The organism is Polaromonas sp. YR568 (genome assembly GCF_943369675.1).
In the GTDB taxonomy this organism is placed as follows: domain Bacteria; phylum Pseudomonadota; class Gammaproteobacteria; order Burkholderiales; family Burkholderiaceae_C; genus Polaromonas.
Genome location: NZ_CALROB020000030.1, coordinates 50,085 through 68,793, shown reverse-complemented (window position 1 = coordinate 68,793; position 18,709 = coordinate 50,085). Strand labels below are relative to the sequence as shown.

The following is an 18,709-nucleotide window of genomic DNA, read 5'->3' as shown; positions in this document are numbered from 1 at the left end:
AAAAGCGAGCTGCAAAAAGAGCTGGCCGACGTGCGCGCCAAAACCGCGCAGCTTCAACCTACGTTAGACAAGAGCATCTACAAGGAAGGCCTGATGGAACTGCGCGCCCCGCAAGACGGCGTCATCAAGGACCTGGCCACCACCACCGTAGGCGCCGTGGTGCAGCCCGGCACCGTGGTGTTGACGCTGGTGCCCCAGGGCGAACAGCTGTTTGCCGACGTCTCTATCAAGAACGACGATGTGGGTTTTGTGCAGGTAGGCCAGTCCGCGCAAGTCAAGCTCGCCGCCTACCCGTTTCAGAAATACGGCATGTTGATGGGCAAGGTCATCCACATCAGCGCCGACGCCACGCAGAACAACCAGGGTGGCAGCGGTTCTTCATCAAGCAGCAGCGGCACCAGCAGCGATGCCGCCGCGGCAGCTGCGGCCGCCATGGCGACCTACAAAGTCCGCGTCAAGCTCGACGACCAGGTGCTCAAGGACCCGCAGGGCAGGCCGCTGGTGAGCACGCCGGGCATGCAGGTCGTGGCCGAGATCAACCAGGGCAAGCGGACGGTTCTGGAGTATTTGCTGTCACCTGTGCAGAAGGCGGTGCAGGAGTCGGGGAGGGAAAGGTGAGTTCTGTGTAGCCTTTGGAGGCTGCAAGGTGTATCCAAAACGGGAGCTTGAAAGTGTTACCGATACCTCAAGAAATCGAAGTTGCGAACGGGCGAATGACGAAAAAGATTCAAAAAATTGGATTGTCTTTGCTTGTGCTCGGCTTGGTGATGCCTGCCCAATGGAAGGAGATGCTGGGCTTGTTGAGTATGCCGATTTCGTGGCTCGCAAGCGCGGTTCCATCTGCAAGAAAAAGCGTTGAAATTTCTCCAATCAGCGACCTCATCCAGGGATATTTCGGTACGGTTCTGCTGTTACTTCCAGTGTTTTTTTTATTCCTCATTTGGAGGGATCCGATTGCAACTCGATTTAAGTACTCCTTTGACAAGGCGCCATCGAAGTTCAGCTATTTTGTGATGATCTATTTTGCAATAGTTCCTTTTTTCGCCTTTTTGCTTTATGTGTTATTTGCTCTGCCGATAGACGTGCATCTCGGCGTCACCCCTACCAGGGGGCAGCTACTTTTCTCCTTGATCGTCTCGTACCGTCTTGCGATGGCGACTTTGGGCTCATTCGTATCAATCGGCGCATGCTTGATTGCGTGGCTGATGACGATCCTTCTGGTTGGACCATTTCCCTATTTCTTAAAAAGGGTAGTGCACCATGGCAAATGAATCCCAGTGAGGAATGGAAATGGCAGTAACTACATTCAAGAAGAAGTTGGAGTTTCTATGAACGAGAAGTTGGAAGCGATTTTCATTCCCCTGGTATCTAGAGCTACGGCTGGATATGCAGTGATCTTTGGTGCAATCGTGATTGGATTGAGCATGTTCCTCCTTCCGTCGCAGGGGTTTTTTTATTTTCCAATATATATAACTCCAGACGCGTTAGCAATGGGCGAAAGAAGTGACTTTCCGTTTGCACTCTCTGTGACCTACTCAATCAGTGTGTATCTCAGTCTAGCTTGTTGCTTCATGACTGGATTCGCAAAAGGAAATCTACGAGGTCTTGCGAAGATCCGTGAAGGCCAGTCGATATTTTTTAGAGTATTCAGTGATTTATTGATAGTCCTCTATATCGGATTGCTGCTAACACACGAACTTCTTCCCATCAACACGATGCAATTCTCGTATGCGTTCTTCGCGAACGTATTGCGTGATCGCTCTTTTGCCTTTATTTGGGTTGAGGGGATCTTTATCTTCACATATGTAACTGCGCTAGTTTGCATGTTCGATATTTCAATGTTTATTAGAAAGAATGTATGCAAGTAAACACAGCCAAAACTTTGGCAGAGACGGCTAATGTTGAGAGCAACCAAGGTGGTTCGGAGATCACTTCTTACTGGACGGGCGTATCAAACGCTATTTCTGGATCCTTAAAGCCTGTTGCTGAAAGTGCGGCGCAAGCAGCAGCCAGATATGAAGAAGTCGGACGTCGCATGACCGACCTGGCCGCAGATTACGCACGGGGCTTGCAACAGGCGGCTGAGGGAATAGGCAACCCATTCGAGAGGCAAGCAGTTCAGCAGCAGGCGGCAAAAATAGAGCAGGCAATATCAACAATCCGTCAAACCGGAATTGATGCCTATCGTAGTCACGGACAGGCCGTTGCAACTGCCGCTAGAGAAGGAGCAAGAGCAGGTGCGGCAGAGATAGGTGGGGTCGTAGTGGACAGCGTTTCCCTCGCCATTAAAGTTGCTGAAGCCACGCAAACAGGAGATTGGAGAGCTGTGGGGGAAACAGCAGCGGGAATAGGTACTGCCGCGGCTCTTGGTGCCGTTGCTGTGGCGGCTGTTGCTGCCGCAGCAACTTTCTTTGGAGTTGTGGGTTTACCGGTAATTGCAGCTACGTTCGTCATAGCAGGCGTAGCGGCATTCATAGGAGATAAATTAGGCCCAACAATTTTTGACGGGTATCAAGGAATTTTTGATTTCGTAAGCAGTCATTTCGATGCATCGCAAAAATGGCAACCCCGTCGTGATCCCCTCACGCTCGATTTAGACGGGGACGGAATTGAAACTGTCGCAGCATCTTCCACGAACCCAATCCTCTTCGACCACGACGGTGATGGGGTAAAAATCGGAACCGGATGGATTAAGGCTGACGACGGGTTCTTGGTGATGGATCGCAATGGCAACAACACCATTGACGACGGAACCGAGCTCTTCGGTGATGCAACACCGCTGTACGCTGGTGGTAAGGCTGTTGACGGATTTGCCGCGCTTGCTCAGGAAGACACCAATGGCGATGGCATGGTGAACAGTTCGGATGCGAATTATTCGAATCTTCGGGTATGGCAAGACCTGAACCAAGACGGTATGAGCCAAGCAAGTGAATTGAAAACGTTAGCCGAACTCGACATCGTCAGCATTAACGTTGCCAAGTCTGAAAACAGTCAGGTGCTGTCTAATGGCAATGAGATCGCCGATCTCGGTACCTTCACTCGCAGTGATGGTTCTGTAGGCAGTGCCGGCACGACCAGTGGCTTGGCTGACGTGAATTTGGCCGCTGATACGTTCCATCGGATTTTTACCGACCCTCTTCCTCTTACATCTGAAATTCAGGCACTTCCAGACTTACATGGTAGTGGCGCTGTGCGCGATTTGCGTGAGGCCGCCAGCCAATCATCAGAACTGCAAAGTTTGTTGACCCAATACGGCCAAGCGGAAACCCGAACGGCTCAACGCGCACTGATGGACCAAATGCTCGGTGCCTGGGCTAACACCTCTGGCATGGCGGAGAGTTTACGAGCGCGCGCGCTCGGTACCTACAAGGTTTTCTATCAAGCGATTGGCGGCACTCGAAATCCAATCATTCCCTTCAGTGGGCAGTCGGAAAGTGCTGACTGGACAAATACCGTAGCGGCGTGGGAGCGCAAACTGCACATACTTGAAGCATTCAATGGACGGTACTTTTTTAGTCTTCCTAATCAGACACAAACCGGTCTGTCATCAGTTAACGGGCTGAGCGTGGCCAGCGAGACGGGCGGTGGACAGGGCACTGTAGTCGTTGGGCCACCAACCTTAGTCATCAATCTTTCGCAAGACCAAGTTAATTTATTGAACAAAGCCTATGACCAGTTGCTGGAGTCGGTCTATGAGGGATTGCTGGCTCAAACACGTTTAAAACCCTACCTCGACCTCATCAGCCTTGACGAGGATGGCAGCGATATCCGCATGGGCTTCGCAGCTCAGAACAGCGCATTAACCACGCGCCACGACAATGACCCTGCGGCTGCAGTAGCGGATCTTATGGATCTGCGAAACGTAATCGGCGACACCTTGACAAGAGGTGGGTGGGATGGGCTGGAGCTACTTCGCAACTGGACCGAATCCGATGCAACCAATCCGGCAGTTCTGGCCTCTCTCGCTGAGTTCGGCTATACCGGGATCCGGCTAGGTGCCGATGGGACAAGTGCGTCCGAATTAGTTGTCGGGCAGAGCGGAAACGACGCCCTGCAAGGCAACAGTGGTAACGACATGCTGATGGGTGGTGATGGTGACGACACTCTTGCCGGTGGGACAGGCGCCGATATCCTGCATGGTGGGGCGGGCAATGACACCTATGTCTTTAATACAAACGATGGCGCAGACACCATCCTCGAGACCCGCGGTGAGGCCGGCATCGACACCTTGCAATTTGGACCAGATATTTTTGTCGGCGACGTCATGGTCGCGAGGGAAGGCGACCATCTTGTTTTTCGCCATCTGAATGGCAGAGACAGCGTCACGGTATCGCACTGGTTTACAGAGGATGGCGTGCACCGCCTGGACACCGTGCGTTTTGCCGACGGCCGCACATTTGATCTGAACGCGTTGCAGCTGGGCACGGCGGGTGCTGACACTATCGGCGGCACCGCAGCCAACGACGTCCTGATCGGTGGCGCAGGAAATGACACGATCATTGGCGGTATGGGCAGCGACTGGATTGCCGGCGGCACCGGCGCAGACACTCTGATCGGTGAACGGGGTGACGACGTTTATGCAGTGGACAGTTCGCTCGACATTGTGGTCGAGGCTGCGGACGAAGGAATTGACACGGTAGAAAGCACTGTCTCCGTTTCTCTGTCTGACAATGTAGAAAACCTGCGCCTGGTCGGAACGGCTTCGATCACCGGCACCGGTAATGGTCTGGACAACCTGATCACTGGCAACACGGGCAGCAATGTGCTGCAGGGCCTGGCGGGCAATGACACACTGGTGGGCGGTGCCGGGAATGACCTACTCGATGGCGGAACCGGCGCTGACATCATGACCGGCGGCACAGGCAACGATACCTATATCGTTGACAGCCTGAGCGATAGCGTGGTTGAACAGACTGGCCAAGGCACGGATGCCGTTCTCACCGACCTTACCTATACCCTTGGCGCCAATGTCGAGAACCTTACGCTGACCGGTACGCAGAGTCTTGATGGCACCGGTAACGCATTGGACAACGTCATTACGGGAAATAGCGGCGACAACACTCTGCGCGGCCTGGAAGGCAATGACACACTGATTGGTGGCCCTGGCTCCGATATCCTGTTCGGTGGCACAGGCAACGACACCTATGTGATCGATTCGACTGATGATGTCGTTGTCGAGAACGCCGGGGAAGGCACGGATGCTGTGCATTCCAGCATCACTTACTCGCTGACCGGACATGTCGAGGATCTGATACTCACTGGCGTAAACGCCATTGACGGAACCGGCAACAGCCTGGACAACCGGATCACCGGCAACAGTGGCAACAACACGCTGTATGGGCTGGACGGCAACGACACCCTGGACGGTGGTTCAGGCGTAGACGCCCTGGTGGGCGGTGCAGGCAATGACACCTATGTGATAGATAACGCGGCCGACACGATTCTGGAAATCGCTGGTGAAGGCTCCGACACGGTACAGTCCACCATCAACTACGCCCTCGGCGACAACGTCGAGAACCTGACCCTCACAGGCGGCTCCATCAGTGGCACGGGCAATGCGCTCGACAATGTTATTGTTGGCAGCGGGGGCAACAACGTGATCGATGGCGGGTTGGGCGCCGACACGATGGTTGGCGGCGGGGGAAATGACACTTACCTCATCGATACTCTGAGTGACACCATCATCGAGCAGAGCGGGCAAGGCATTGACACGGTCATTAGTCCCTTCGACTACACGCTGGCTGCCAACGTCGACAACCTCACACTCACCGGCGTCGCCCTCAACGGGACAGGTAATGTGCTCGATAACGTGATTGTTGGCACGGAAGCAGACAACACGCTCATTGGCCTTGGAGGCAAGGACACACTGGACGGTGGTGCGGGTGCAGATAACCTGATCGGTGGGCAAGGCGACGATACCTACGTAGTCGACAGCCTGCTGGATACGCCGACTGAGCTGGTCGGCGAAGGTGTCGACACGGTACAAAGTAACCTGACCTGGACACTGGGGAACAACCTCGACAACCTGACGCTTACCGGCGCGACCCATATCGATGGCACAGGTAATGAACTCAACAACGTCATCATTGGCAACAGTGGCGGCAATACGCTGACGGGCCTGGAGGGCGACGACACGCTGGACGGCGGATTGGCTGCCGACAGCATGCAAGGCGGCACAGGCAATGACACCTATGTGGTGGATAACGCTGGAGACCTGGTTACGGAGAATTCCGCCGAAGGCACCGACCTCGTTCAGTCAAGCATCAACTACACCTTGACGGACAACGTCGAGAACCTGACCCTGACCGGTCCGACCGCGGCTTCAGGACTGACCCCGGCCAATACCAGCGGCACCGGTAATGCCCTGGACAACATCATCATCGGCAACCGCGGGAACAACACGCTCACAGGCCTGGAAGGTAATGACACCTTGAATGGCGGAGAGGGTGCCGACAGTATGTCGGGCGGCACAGGCGATGACCTGTATGTGGTCGACAACGCCGGCGACCTTGTGACTGAAGGCGTCAGCGAAGGTGTTGACAGTGTGCAAGCCAGTGTCACCCATACACTTGGCACCAACGTCGAGAATCTGGTGCTCACCGGGACGGCCAGCATCAATGGCAGTGGCAACGCACTTGCCAACTCAATTACGGGTAATAGCGGCGCCAACACCCTCGACGGAGGCTCGGGCATTGACACCATGGCCGGTGGGGCTGGGAACGATAGCTACGTGGTGGACGACAGTGGCGATCTGGTGATCGAGCAAGCGGGTGCCGGTACCGACAGCGTACTTGCGTCAGCGAGTTACGTGCTGTCGGACAACACCGAAAACCTGACCCTGACCGGAACCGGCAACCTGGATGGTGTGGGCAATGCACTGGCCAACACGCTCACCGGCAACAGTGGCAACAACACACTGTCAGGGTTTGGCGGCAATGACACATTGACGGGCAATGGCGGTAACGATCTTCTGGACGGCGGTGCGGGCCTGGATACCATGGCCGGAGGAATCGGCGACGACACCTACGTGGTAGACAACGTTGGCGACGTGGTCACCGAAGCGGTCGGTGGAGGCGCCGATACAGTGCAATCCAGTATCAGTTACCTGTTGGCTGATACCCTGGAAAATCTTACCCTGACGGGTAGCGATGCCATTGATGGCACCGGCAATGCGGCCAACAACATCATCATTGGCAACAGCGCAGCCAATGTACTTGACGGTGGTTTGGGCGCGGACGCAATGGCTGGCGGAACTGGCGATGACAGCTATGTCGTCGATGATGCGGGTGACACCGTTTCCGAAGATGCCGATGCCGGCATTGACACCGTGCAGTCTGGCGTCAACTACGCGCTTACCAACAACGTCGAGAATCTGACGCTGACGGGAACTGGAAATCTCAGCGGTACCGGCAATGTATTGAGCAACACGATAACCGGCACCAGCGGCGACAATCTGCTGGATGGTGGCGCTGGCGTGGATACGCTTGCCGGCGGCGCAGGCAGCGATACCTACATCGTCGATAACACGGCGGACGTGGTGATCGAAGCGCTGAATGCCGGTACCGATACTGTTCTGGCAAGTGCCAGCTATACCTTGTCGGGCAACATTGAAAACCTGACCCTCACCGGCAGCGACAACATCGACGGCGCGGGGAATGCACTTGCCAACACGATTATTGGCAACAGCGGCGAAAACATCCTTGCCGGTGGCGCGGGCAACGATTCCTATGTCGTGCAAAACACGGCCGATGTCATCATCGAGAACGCTGGAGACGGCGTCGATTCGGTGCAATCGTCGGCCACCTATGTTCTCTCCGATAACGTTGAGAATCTGACCCTCACCGGCAACGACAACATCGATGGCACGGGCAATGCGCTTGCCAACACGATAGTCGGTAATGGTGGCGAAAACGTTCTCACGGGTGGTGCCGGGAACGACTCCTATGTCGTGCAAAACACGACCGATGTCATCGTCGAAGAGGCTGGCGAAGGTATCGATTCGGTGCAGTCTTCGGCCACCTATGCCCTGTCGGGAAATGTCGAAAACCTGGCATTGACGGGCAGCGCCGACATCAATGCCACAGGCAACGTTCTCGCTAACACCATCGTTGGTAACAGCGGCGCCAATGTATTGGATGGCGGCGCCGGGGCCGACGCCATGAGCGGTGGTGCCGGTAACGATACTTACATTGTGGACAACGCCGGCGATTCGGTAATCGAATCTTCTGGTGCAGGTACAGACACCGTCTACGCCTCGGTCAGCCACACGCTTTCTGCCAACGTCGAACACCTGACCTTGACAGGTGCCGACAGCATCAATGGAACCGGTAACGACCTGAACAACACACTGGTCGGCAACGAGAGCAGCAATCAGCTCCTGGGCCTGGCTGGCAACGATACCTTGACCGCCAACGGCGGCAATGACCTGCTCGATGGCGGCACGGGTGCAGACACCATGACGGGCGGCACGGGTGACGATACCTACATTGTCGACAACGCGGCCGACTTGGTGCTGGAGAACGCGGACGAAGGCATTGAGAGCGTTCAATCGAGCGTGACCTATACGTTAACCACCAACGTGGAAAACCTGACCTTGACCGGTGCTGCCAACATCAACGGCACCGGCAACACCCTCGACAACATCATCATCGGCAATACCGCCAACAATGTCTTGTCCGGCTTGGCCGGCAACGATACGTTAACCGGCAATGCTGGCAACGACACGCTCGACGGCGGCCTGGATGCAGACAGCCTCACTGGCGGCCAGGGCAACGACACGTATGTTGTAGACAACGTCGGCGACCAGGTGACTGAAGCGCTGAACGAGGGTACTGATCTGGTCCAGTCCAGCATTACCTACACGCTGACCGATAACGTCGAGAATCTGACCCTGACAGGAACGGCCAACATTGACGGCACGGGCAATACGCTCGCCAACACAATCGTCGGCAATAGCGGCACCAATACGCTGGACGGCGGCATGGGTGCCGATTCGATGAGCGGTGGTGCGGGCAACGATACCTACATTGTCGACAATGCCGGCGACGTGGTGACGGAAGCGCTCAATGCGGGTACCGACATTGTGTATTCGTCGGTGACGCATACCCTGTCTGCCAACGTTGAGAACCTGACCCTGACCGGAGCAGGCAACGTCAATGGCACCGGCAATACGCTGAACAACATCATTCTTGGCAATGAATCCAACAACCAGTTGTTCGGTCTGGGCGGTAACGATACGCTGATCGCCAGTACCGGGAGCGATTTGCTCGACGGGGGCACGGGTGCGGACGCCATGGCCGGCAACGCGGGAAACGACACTTATGTCGTGGATGACGCAGGCGACAGCGTGACTGAAAACACCGACGAAGGTGTCGACAGCGTTCAAGCGAGCATCAGTTACACACTGACAGCCAACGTGGAGAACCTGACACTCACGGGAGCCGGCAATATCAACGGGACTGGCAACGTACTGGACAACGTGATCGTCGGCAACAGCGGGAACAATGTTCTTTCTGGCCTCGCGGGCAGCGATAGCCTGACCGGAAACGTTGGTAACGACACCCTCGACGGTGGTCTGGATGCGGACACCATGGCCGGCGGCCAAGGCAACGATAGCTATGTCGTTGACAACGCGGGTGACCTGGTGACGGAAGCGTTGAACGAAGGCACCGACCTTGTGCAGTCGAGCATTACCTACACGCTGACAGCCAATACGGACAACCTGACGTTGACCGGCACCGCCGATCTGGACGGTACCGGTAACGTGCTGGCCAATGTGATTACCGGCAACACCGGCGCCAATATCCTGGACGGTGGCGCAGGCAGCGACACGATTGTGGCCGGTGCGGGCAACGATACCGTGATCGGCGGAGACGGCAACGATTCGCTTTCGGGCGAAGCCGGCAACGACACGATGACCGGTGATGCCGGCAATGACACCCTGAACGGTGGGTTGGATGCCGATGCCATGGCTGGTGGCACAGGAGACGACACCTACGTGGTGGATAACGTTGGCGATCTGGTGACGGAGAACCTGGCCGAAGGTGTTGATCTGGTGCAATCCAGCATCACCTACACGCTGACCGACAACGTCGAGAATCTGACGCTGACCGGCACGGCCAATATCAACGGAACCGGCAACGTCCTCGCCAACATCATCAACGGAAACACCGGTGCCAATGTCCTCAATGGCCTGGAGGGTGACGACACGATCAATGGCAATGTTGGAAACGACACGCTGATTGGTGGCGATGGCAACGATGCGCTGAATGGTGACGCTGGCGCTGATCAGATGTTCGGGGATGCAGGCAGTGACACCCTGAATGGAGGACTGGATGCGGATGCCATGGCTGGCGGCACTGGTGACGACACCTACATCGTGGATAACGTCGGCGATGTCGTGACCGAGAACCTGGACGAAGGCACCGACAACGTCCAATCCAGTGTTACGCACACGCTGTCTGCAAACGTCGAAAATCTGACTTTGACAGGCACGGCCAACATCAACGGCACGGGTAACGCGCTCAACAATATCGTGATTGGCAACAGCGGGAACAATGTTCTCTCTGGTCTGGCGGGCAACGATAGCCTTACCGGCAACGTCGGTAACGACACCCTGGACGGCGGCCTGGATGCCGACACCATGACCGGTGGACAAGGCAATGACATCTATGTCGTCGACAACGTGGGCGACCTGGTGACGGAAGCGCTGAATGAAGGCACCGACCTGGTCCAGTCGAGCATTACCTACACGCTGACGGCCAATGTCGAGAACCTGACCTTGACGGGTGCTACCGATATTGATGGCGTAGGTAACGCGCTAGGCAACATCATCACCGGCAACAGCGGTGCCAATATTATGGATGGCGGACTGGGCGCGGATACCATCTCGGCCGGCGCCGGCAACGACACCGTGATCGGCGGAGACGGCAACGATGTGTTGAGCGGTGAAGCGGGTGAAGACCAGATGTTTGGCGATGCCGGCAACGACACCCTGAACGGTGGACTTGATGCTGACGTGATGCAAGGCGGGACCGGTGATGACACCTATGTGGTAGATAACGATGGCGATCTCATTGTTGAGGCAGCCAATGCGGGCATAGACCTGGTGCAGTCCAGCATCACCTACACGCTGACCGACAACGTCGAGAATCTGACGCTGACCGGCGCCGCCAACATTAACGGTACCGGCAACGTCCTGAACAACATCATCAACGGTAACACCGGCGCCAATGTTCTCAATGGCCTGGAAGGCAACGACACGGTCAATGGCAACGTCGGTAACGACACGTTGATTGGTGGAGACGGCAACGATGCACTGAATGGCGACGCTGGTACTGACCAATTGTTTGGTGATGCCGGTAACGACACCTTGAACGGCGGTCTCGATGCGGATGCCATGGCTGGCGGTACGGGTGACGACACCTACATCGTGGACAACACGGCTGATGTGATCGCCGAAAACCTGGACGAGGGTGCGGACAATGTCCAATCCAGTGTGACTTACGCGCTGTCTGCCAATGTCGAGAACCTGGTGCTCACCGGCGCTGGCAACATCAACGGCACCGGCAACGCGCTGAACAACACGATCACCGGCAACAGCGGGAACAACGTTCTGTCGGGTATGGCTGGCAACGATACGCTGATTGGCAACGTCGGCAACGACACGCTCGATGGCGGGCTGGATGCGGACAATCTGTCCGGCGGCCAGGGCAACGACATCTACATTGTTGACAATGTGGGCGATGTGGTGACCGAAGCATTGAACGAGGGGACCGATTTGGTCCAGTCCAGCATCAACTATGCGTTAACAGCCAATGTCGAAAATCTGACGCTGAGTGGTACTTCCGACATCAACGGTACTGGCAACACGCTCAGCAATATCATCACCGGCAACAGCGGCGCCAATATTCTGGATGGTGGTGTGGGCATCGATACCATGACAGGCGGCGCTGGGGATGACACCTACCTTGTCGACAATACCGGTGATGTCATCACTGAAAACGTGGGTGAGGGAACCGATACGGTCTTCTCTGGTGCCACCTACACCTTAAGCGGCAACATCGAGAACCTGACGCTCACGGGATCCGCGAATGTCAATGGCACCGGTAACGCGGACAACAACATCATCCTCGGCAACAGCGGCACCAATGTATTGAACGGCGGTGCGGGCAACGACACTCTGAACGGAGGGTCGGGCGCCGACACCATGACGGGTGGAATCGGAGACGACACCTATGTTGTCGAGAGCAGCGGCGACGTGGTGGCAGAGGCAATAAATGCCGGCACCGACTCGGTGCAATCCGGCATCTCTTACACCTTGACCGACAACGTCGAAAATCTCACGCTCACCGGCACAGGAAACCTCAGCGGCACCGGAAATGCGTTGAACAACCTGCTCACGGGTAACAGCGGAAACAATGCCCTGAATGCCGGTGCTGGAGCCGACACGATGGCGGGTGCTACCGGTGACGATAGCTATACCGTCGACAACGCGGGCGATGTGGTGACCGAGAATCTGGACGAAGGTTTCGACCATGTGCAGGCGAGCGTCACTTACACGCTCTCAGCGAATGTCGAGAACTTGACGTTGACGGGCGTGGGCAATCTTCATGGCACCGGCAATACGCAGGACAACGTGATTGTCGGCAATGGCGGGGACAACACGCTATCGGGCCTGGGGGGGAATGACACCCTGGTTGGCAATGTCGGCAACGACACGCTGGATGGTGGTGCGGGTGTGGACCAGATGTCCGGCGGGCTGGGCAACGACACCTACGTGGTGGATAGCGTCGACGACCAGATTGTCGAAGCCGCAGCTGAAGGTATTGATACGGTCCTGGCCGGCTTCAACTACACCCTGGCAGCCAGTCTCGAAAACCTGACCCTGACCGGTGGCGAGGCGATAGTCGGCACCGGTAATTCATCCGCGAACACCATCACCGGCAACAGTGGCGGCAATACGCTGAGCGGACTTGCCGGCGACGACACGCTGATTGGCAACCAGGGCGCAGACTCGCTCGACGGCGGCACGGGCGCTGACGTCATGGCAGGTGGCGCTGGTGACGATAGTTACATCGTCGACAACGCCGCCGACGTGGTGGTTGAATCCGGAAGTGAGGGCAGCGATACCGTCCAGTCGAGCATCAGTTACGCCCTGACCGCCAATGTCGAAAACCTGATTCTTACCGGTGCGGGCAACCTCACTGGTACCGGCAACGCGTTGAACAATGCGATCACGGGCACCGAGGGTGACAACATCCTGGACGGCGGCACCGGCGCCGATACCCTTGCGGGCGGCACTGGGGACGATATCTACGTTGTTGACGACATCACCGATGTAGTGGTTGAGGGCCTCAATGCAGGCATGGATACCGTACGGGCCAGTGCCAACCATGGTTTGTCCGACAACGTAGAGAATCTGACGCTTACGGGTACCGGCAACGTCAACGGCACCGGCAATGCGCAGGACAACACGATCACCGGAAACAGCGGAGTCAACCTGCTGGCAGGCTTAGCCGGAAACGATACATACATTGTCCAGAATGCCGGCGACATCGTGCTTGAGAATGCGGATGAGGGCCTCGACACGGTCCAGGCCTCAGTGACTTACACGCTGTCCGACAACGTCGAGAACCTGACATTGACCGGCACAGCCAACCTCAATGGCACCGGTAATTCACTGAACAACACCATCACCGGTACGGTCGGCGCCAACGTTCTGGACGGCGGCGCAGGGGCGGATAGCTTGGCAGGCGGTGCAGGTAACGACACCTACGTCGTTGACGATGCAGGTGACCTTGTTACGGAGGCTGCGGGCGAAGGCATCGACACAGTCAATGCCAGTACCGACTACGTGCTGGGTGCAGCGCTTGAAAACCTGGTGTTGACCGGTGACGCCATCGCCGGAACGGGCAACGAACTGGACAACGTGCTCACGGCCAACAACCTGGGGAACACGCTATCCGGCGAGGCTGGCAACGACGTGCTGCTTGGAGGAGCGGGCAACGATGTACTGGACGGCGGCGATGGCGCCGATACGATGGCCGGCAGCGTTGGAGATGACACCTATGTAGTCTCCGGTGCAGGCGACATGGTAATGGAAGCGGTGGGTGAAGGCAGCGATACGGTTCATGCCTCGATCGACTACACGCTCACATCGGACGTCGAAAACCTGGTCCTGCTGGGCAGTGCGACCGAAGGCATGGGTAACAGCCTGGCCAACAGCATTGCTGGCAACGATTCAGGCAATGCGCTCTCAGGAGGCGCCGGCAACGACTTGCTGTTTGGTGGTGCTGGAAACGACGTGCTGGATGGAGGCAGCGATGCGGACGTGATGACCGGCGGCGCTGGTAATGACACCTATACCGTTGACAACTCAAGCGATCAGGTCGTCGAGGGCGCCGGTGAAGGTACTGACGCAGTGAATGCCAGCATCGACTACACGCTGACCGCGAATGTGGAAAATCTGACTTTGACCGGTGCCGCCATCTCTGGCACGGGTAACGCACTGGACAACGTTCTCACTGCCAATGATCTGGGCAATACCCTGTCGGGTGATGACGGCGCTGATACTTTGCTCGGCGGTGCCGGCAATGACGTATTGGACGGCGGTGCCGGCGCCGATATCATGGCCGGCTCCACCGGAAACGATTCTTACATCGTCGATGCAGCGGATGATCTGGTGGTGGAAGTTTCCGACGAAGGTGTAGACACCGTCATTGCTGGCATCGACTACAGCCTGAGCGAAAATCTCGAGAACCTGGTTCTGTCGGGTGCTGCGGTTCAAGGTGCAGGCAATGCGCTGAACAACATCCTCACGGGCAATGATCTGGGCAATATCCTGTCTGGCGGCGCGGGTGACGACATCCTGTCGGGTGGTGATGGCAATGATGTGCTGGATGGCGGGACAGGAAGTGACCTGATGTCCGGTGGTGCTGGCAATGACCTGTACCAGGTTGACGCTGCCGCTGATCAGGCGATGGAAGCCGAAGGCCAAGGTGCAGACACCGTCCATGCGGGCATTGACTACACCCTCGCGGCGAACATCGAGAATCTGGTGTTGACCGGCAATGCAATCCACGGATCAGGCAACACACTGGACAACGTGCTTACAGCCAATAACTTCGGCAACACGTTGTCCGGCGAGGCTGGCAACGACGTGCTGATTGGCGGCGCCGGCAATGACGTGCTGGTTGGCGGGACAGGTAGCGACGCGATGTCGGGTGGCGCTGGCAATGATTTGTACATCGTCGACAACATCAATGACCAGTTAACGGAAGCTGCGGATGAGGGTATCGACACTGTCCACGCCAGTGTCGACTACGCGCTCGCTGCGAGCGTCGACAACCTCGTGCTCACGGGAAGTGCGACCCAGGGTAGCGGAAATGCACTGAACAATGTCCTGACGGGCAATGATCTGGGAAATATTCTGTCTGGGAATGCAGGCAACGATACCTTGCTCAGCGGCAGCGGCAACGACGTGCTGGATGGCGGAACCGGCACGGACACCATGTCCGGTGGTATCGGCAACGATACGTACGTGGTTGACCTCGCGGCTGACCAGGTGCTGGAAAATGCCGATGAAGGCAACGACACTGTGATTTCCAGTGTCAATTACACCCTGGCCACGAATGTTGAAAATCTGACCCTGACCGGCGCAGCGACACAGGGTTCTGGCAACGGCCAGAACAACACCATTACCGCGAATGATCTGGGCAATACCTTGTTTGGCGACGCCGGAAATGACCTCCTGATCGGAGGTGCGGCCAATGATGTGCTGGATGGCGGTTCCGGCAGCGACACCCTGTTGGGTGGAGCGGGAGATGACACCTATGCGGTAAACAACTCTGGCGATCAGGTCGTTGAGTCAGCGGGCGCAGGCAGCGATACCGTACACGCCAGCATCGACTACGCGCTCACTGCCAACGTCGAGAATTTGGTCTTGACGGGTGGTGCGACGCTGGGTCTCGGTAACGCGCTGAACAACACCATCACGGGAAACAACCTGGGCAATTCCCTCGCCGGTGATGCCGGTAACGATACGCTCAACGGTGGCGCCGGTAATGATTCCCTGGATGGCGGTACCGGTGCTGACACGATGTCTGGCAATGGTGGCAACGACAGCTATGTTGTCGACAACACCGGCGATGTCGTGGTTGAAAGCGTTGGTGCGGGTACGGATCACGTTCAGGCGAGCGTCAGCTACACATTGGCCGCCAATGTTGAGAATCTTACGCTGACGGGCACGGGCAATATCGACGGTAGCGGCAATGCCCTGGGCAACGCCTTGACCGGTAACACGGGGGATAACATTCTTGACGGTGGTGCTGGCGCTGATGTCATGAATGCAGGCGCAGGCAACGACACCTATGTCGTTGATAACGCGGGAGACCAGGTGATCGAGGCCGTGCTCGGTGGCGCCGATACGGTCCGGTCGTCAATCAGCTATGTGCTGGCCGATCAGGTTGAAAACCTCACGCTGACAGGAACGGGCGACCTGGCCGGAACTGGCAATGCGCAAGACAACGTCATGATGGGAAACAGCGGTGGTAATACGCTGGACGGTGCCGCGGGTGCCGATACGATGGCGGGTGCAGCGGGCAATGACATCTATGTCGTTGAGAACATCGGCGACGTGGTTGTTGAAGCTGCCAATGCAGGCAATGACACGGTTCAATCGTCCGTGTCCTATACGCTGTCCGCCAACGTAGAGAACCTGACGCTGACTGGTACGTCCGATCTCCTTGCAACAGGTAACGAGCTCGACAATACTTTGATTGGAAACGCCGGCAGCAATCTTCTGGATGGCCGCGCAGGCAACGATACGCTTACAGGTGGAGCCGGCATCGACACCCTGCTGGGTGGGGATGGCAACGACATTCTCGCGGGCGGCCTGGGAAACGACCTTCTTTTGGGCGGTGTAGGCAATGACAGCTACGTTTACAACGCAGGCGACGGTCTCGACCAGTTGACTGATACCGCAGGAACCGACACCTTGCGCTTTGGCTCCGGCCTTACGCGTGAGAACGTAGCGCTGCGAATTGTCACCATCAACGGGCAGAAGATCGCGCAGGTACGTGTGCTCAATGGCGGCGGATGCGAGCAAGGTGATCAGGGCATTGATTTTGTAGTGACCACTGCTTCCAATGGCCAAATCATTTCGCCCATCGAGAAATTCATCTTCGAAAACGGGCAACAACTGGTGTTGAATGATTTGTTGATCAAGCAAACATCGTTCACGGGTACTGGCGGGAACGACGTCTTGATCGGCGATTACAACGACAACATCATGTCGGGCGGCAACGGCAACGACAAGCTGTACGGCGGAAGCGGTAACGATACGCTGGACGGCGGTAATGGCGTTGACTTGCTTTATGGTGGTGGCGGAGCCGACAAACTGTATGGTGGCAATGAGGCCGACACGCTCTACGGCGAGTGTGGCGACGACTTGCTGGAAGGCCGCAATAGCGCAGACAAGCTTTATGGTGGCGGAGGCAACGACGTCCTGTACGGCGGAAACGACAACGACACGCTCGATGGCGGTGACGGCGACGATCTGCTCATGGGCGACAACGGCTCCGATCTGCTGTACGGAGGTGCTGGCAATGACACGCTCGACGGAGGCAGTGGCGAGAATTACATCAGTGCTGGTGACGGTGACGATCAAATCTTGATCAACAATGGCAGCGATATTGTGCAGGCCGGTAGTGGTAACGACTCGATCAACGTCGACGCCAATTGCTACTACTACGGCGGAGATAACACCCTGGTCGACGCCGGCGACGGCAACGACAGCATCAGAGGCGGAGGAGGGGCGGACTGGATCGCGGGCGGTAAGGGCAACGACAACATTGACGCTGGGTCAGGCAACAACCTGTTTGCCTTTAATCGCGGCGATGGCGCTGACGTGGTTCAGGGCAGCAATTGGGCTTCCGACACGATCTCGATTGGCAAAGGTATCAAGTATTCGGATCTGACGTTGGCCCGGACCGGCAAGGACTTGATCCTTGGTATGGGGCAAGGCGATTCCATTACGCTCAAGGACTGGTATCTCGGCAATGATCATAAGAACGTTGAACGCCTGCAGATGGTGACGATTGCGGGAGGTGACTATCTCGCAAATTCTGCCGATAAGACGAGAAACAACTATGTTGAGTTCTTTGACTTTGGAAGATTGGTAGAACGCTTTGACCAAGTTCGAGCTACGACGCCGACAATCAACCAGTGGGCCGTGACGGGTGGATTGCTTGAGGCCCATCTGTCGGGTAGCAATACCGCGGCCATCGGCGGCGACCTGAGTTACCAGTATGCGGTCACTGGAAGCCTGACTGGCATTGGCCTGAATGCGGCGCAAGACAGTCTGTCCTTGTCAAGCTTCTACGGCAGCTCACCGCAGACCCTGCATTCACGCGCTCAGCTGGAGCAGGGAACAATTAAGTTAGGCTAAGCTTTTTTCGGTAGGCTAGTTCGTAATCGGAAATGTGGTCGAAATTCTCCCCCTTACCGCTTGAAAGGCAACATGATAGGAAAACTGGCGATTAAATGTTGAATTCCGCTGAAGTCTGACCAGAGGGGATTAGGTTTCGACGGAATTCAACACACTTACTTCGCGCAGCGAAGTTGCGTGGCCACACACGCCGAGAAAGAAACCTGGCCAAGTCCGTCATCGTAGAGTGAAGGATTGGGACGGCATGAAATGCCGCTCCGG

The 18,709-nt window shown here is 56.7% G+C and carries 3 protein-coding genes; all 3 read left to right on the top strand.

Annotated features, from left to right (window positions below):
- Positions 1-618, top strand: a 618-nt coding sequence (locus tag ACLV8F_RS16755) for an HlyD family efflux transporter periplasmic adaptor subunit (RefSeq protein WP_411885338.1), incomplete at its 5' end; no start/stop codon positions are given.
- A gap of 95 nt (positions 619-713) precedes the next feature.
- Positions 714-1,271, top strand: coding sequence for a hypothetical protein (locus tag ACLV8F_RS16750; protein ID WP_411885337.1), 558 nt, complete (start codon positions 714-716; stop codon positions 1,269-1,271).
- 587 nt (positions 1,272-1,858) lie between these two features.
- Entirely contained in the window at positions 1,859-18,448 is a 16,590-nt protein-coding gene (locus ACLV8F_RS16745; RefSeq protein ID WP_411885336.1) for a calcium-binding protein, read from the top strand.
- Positions 18,449-18,709: the final 261 nt, after the last annotated feature.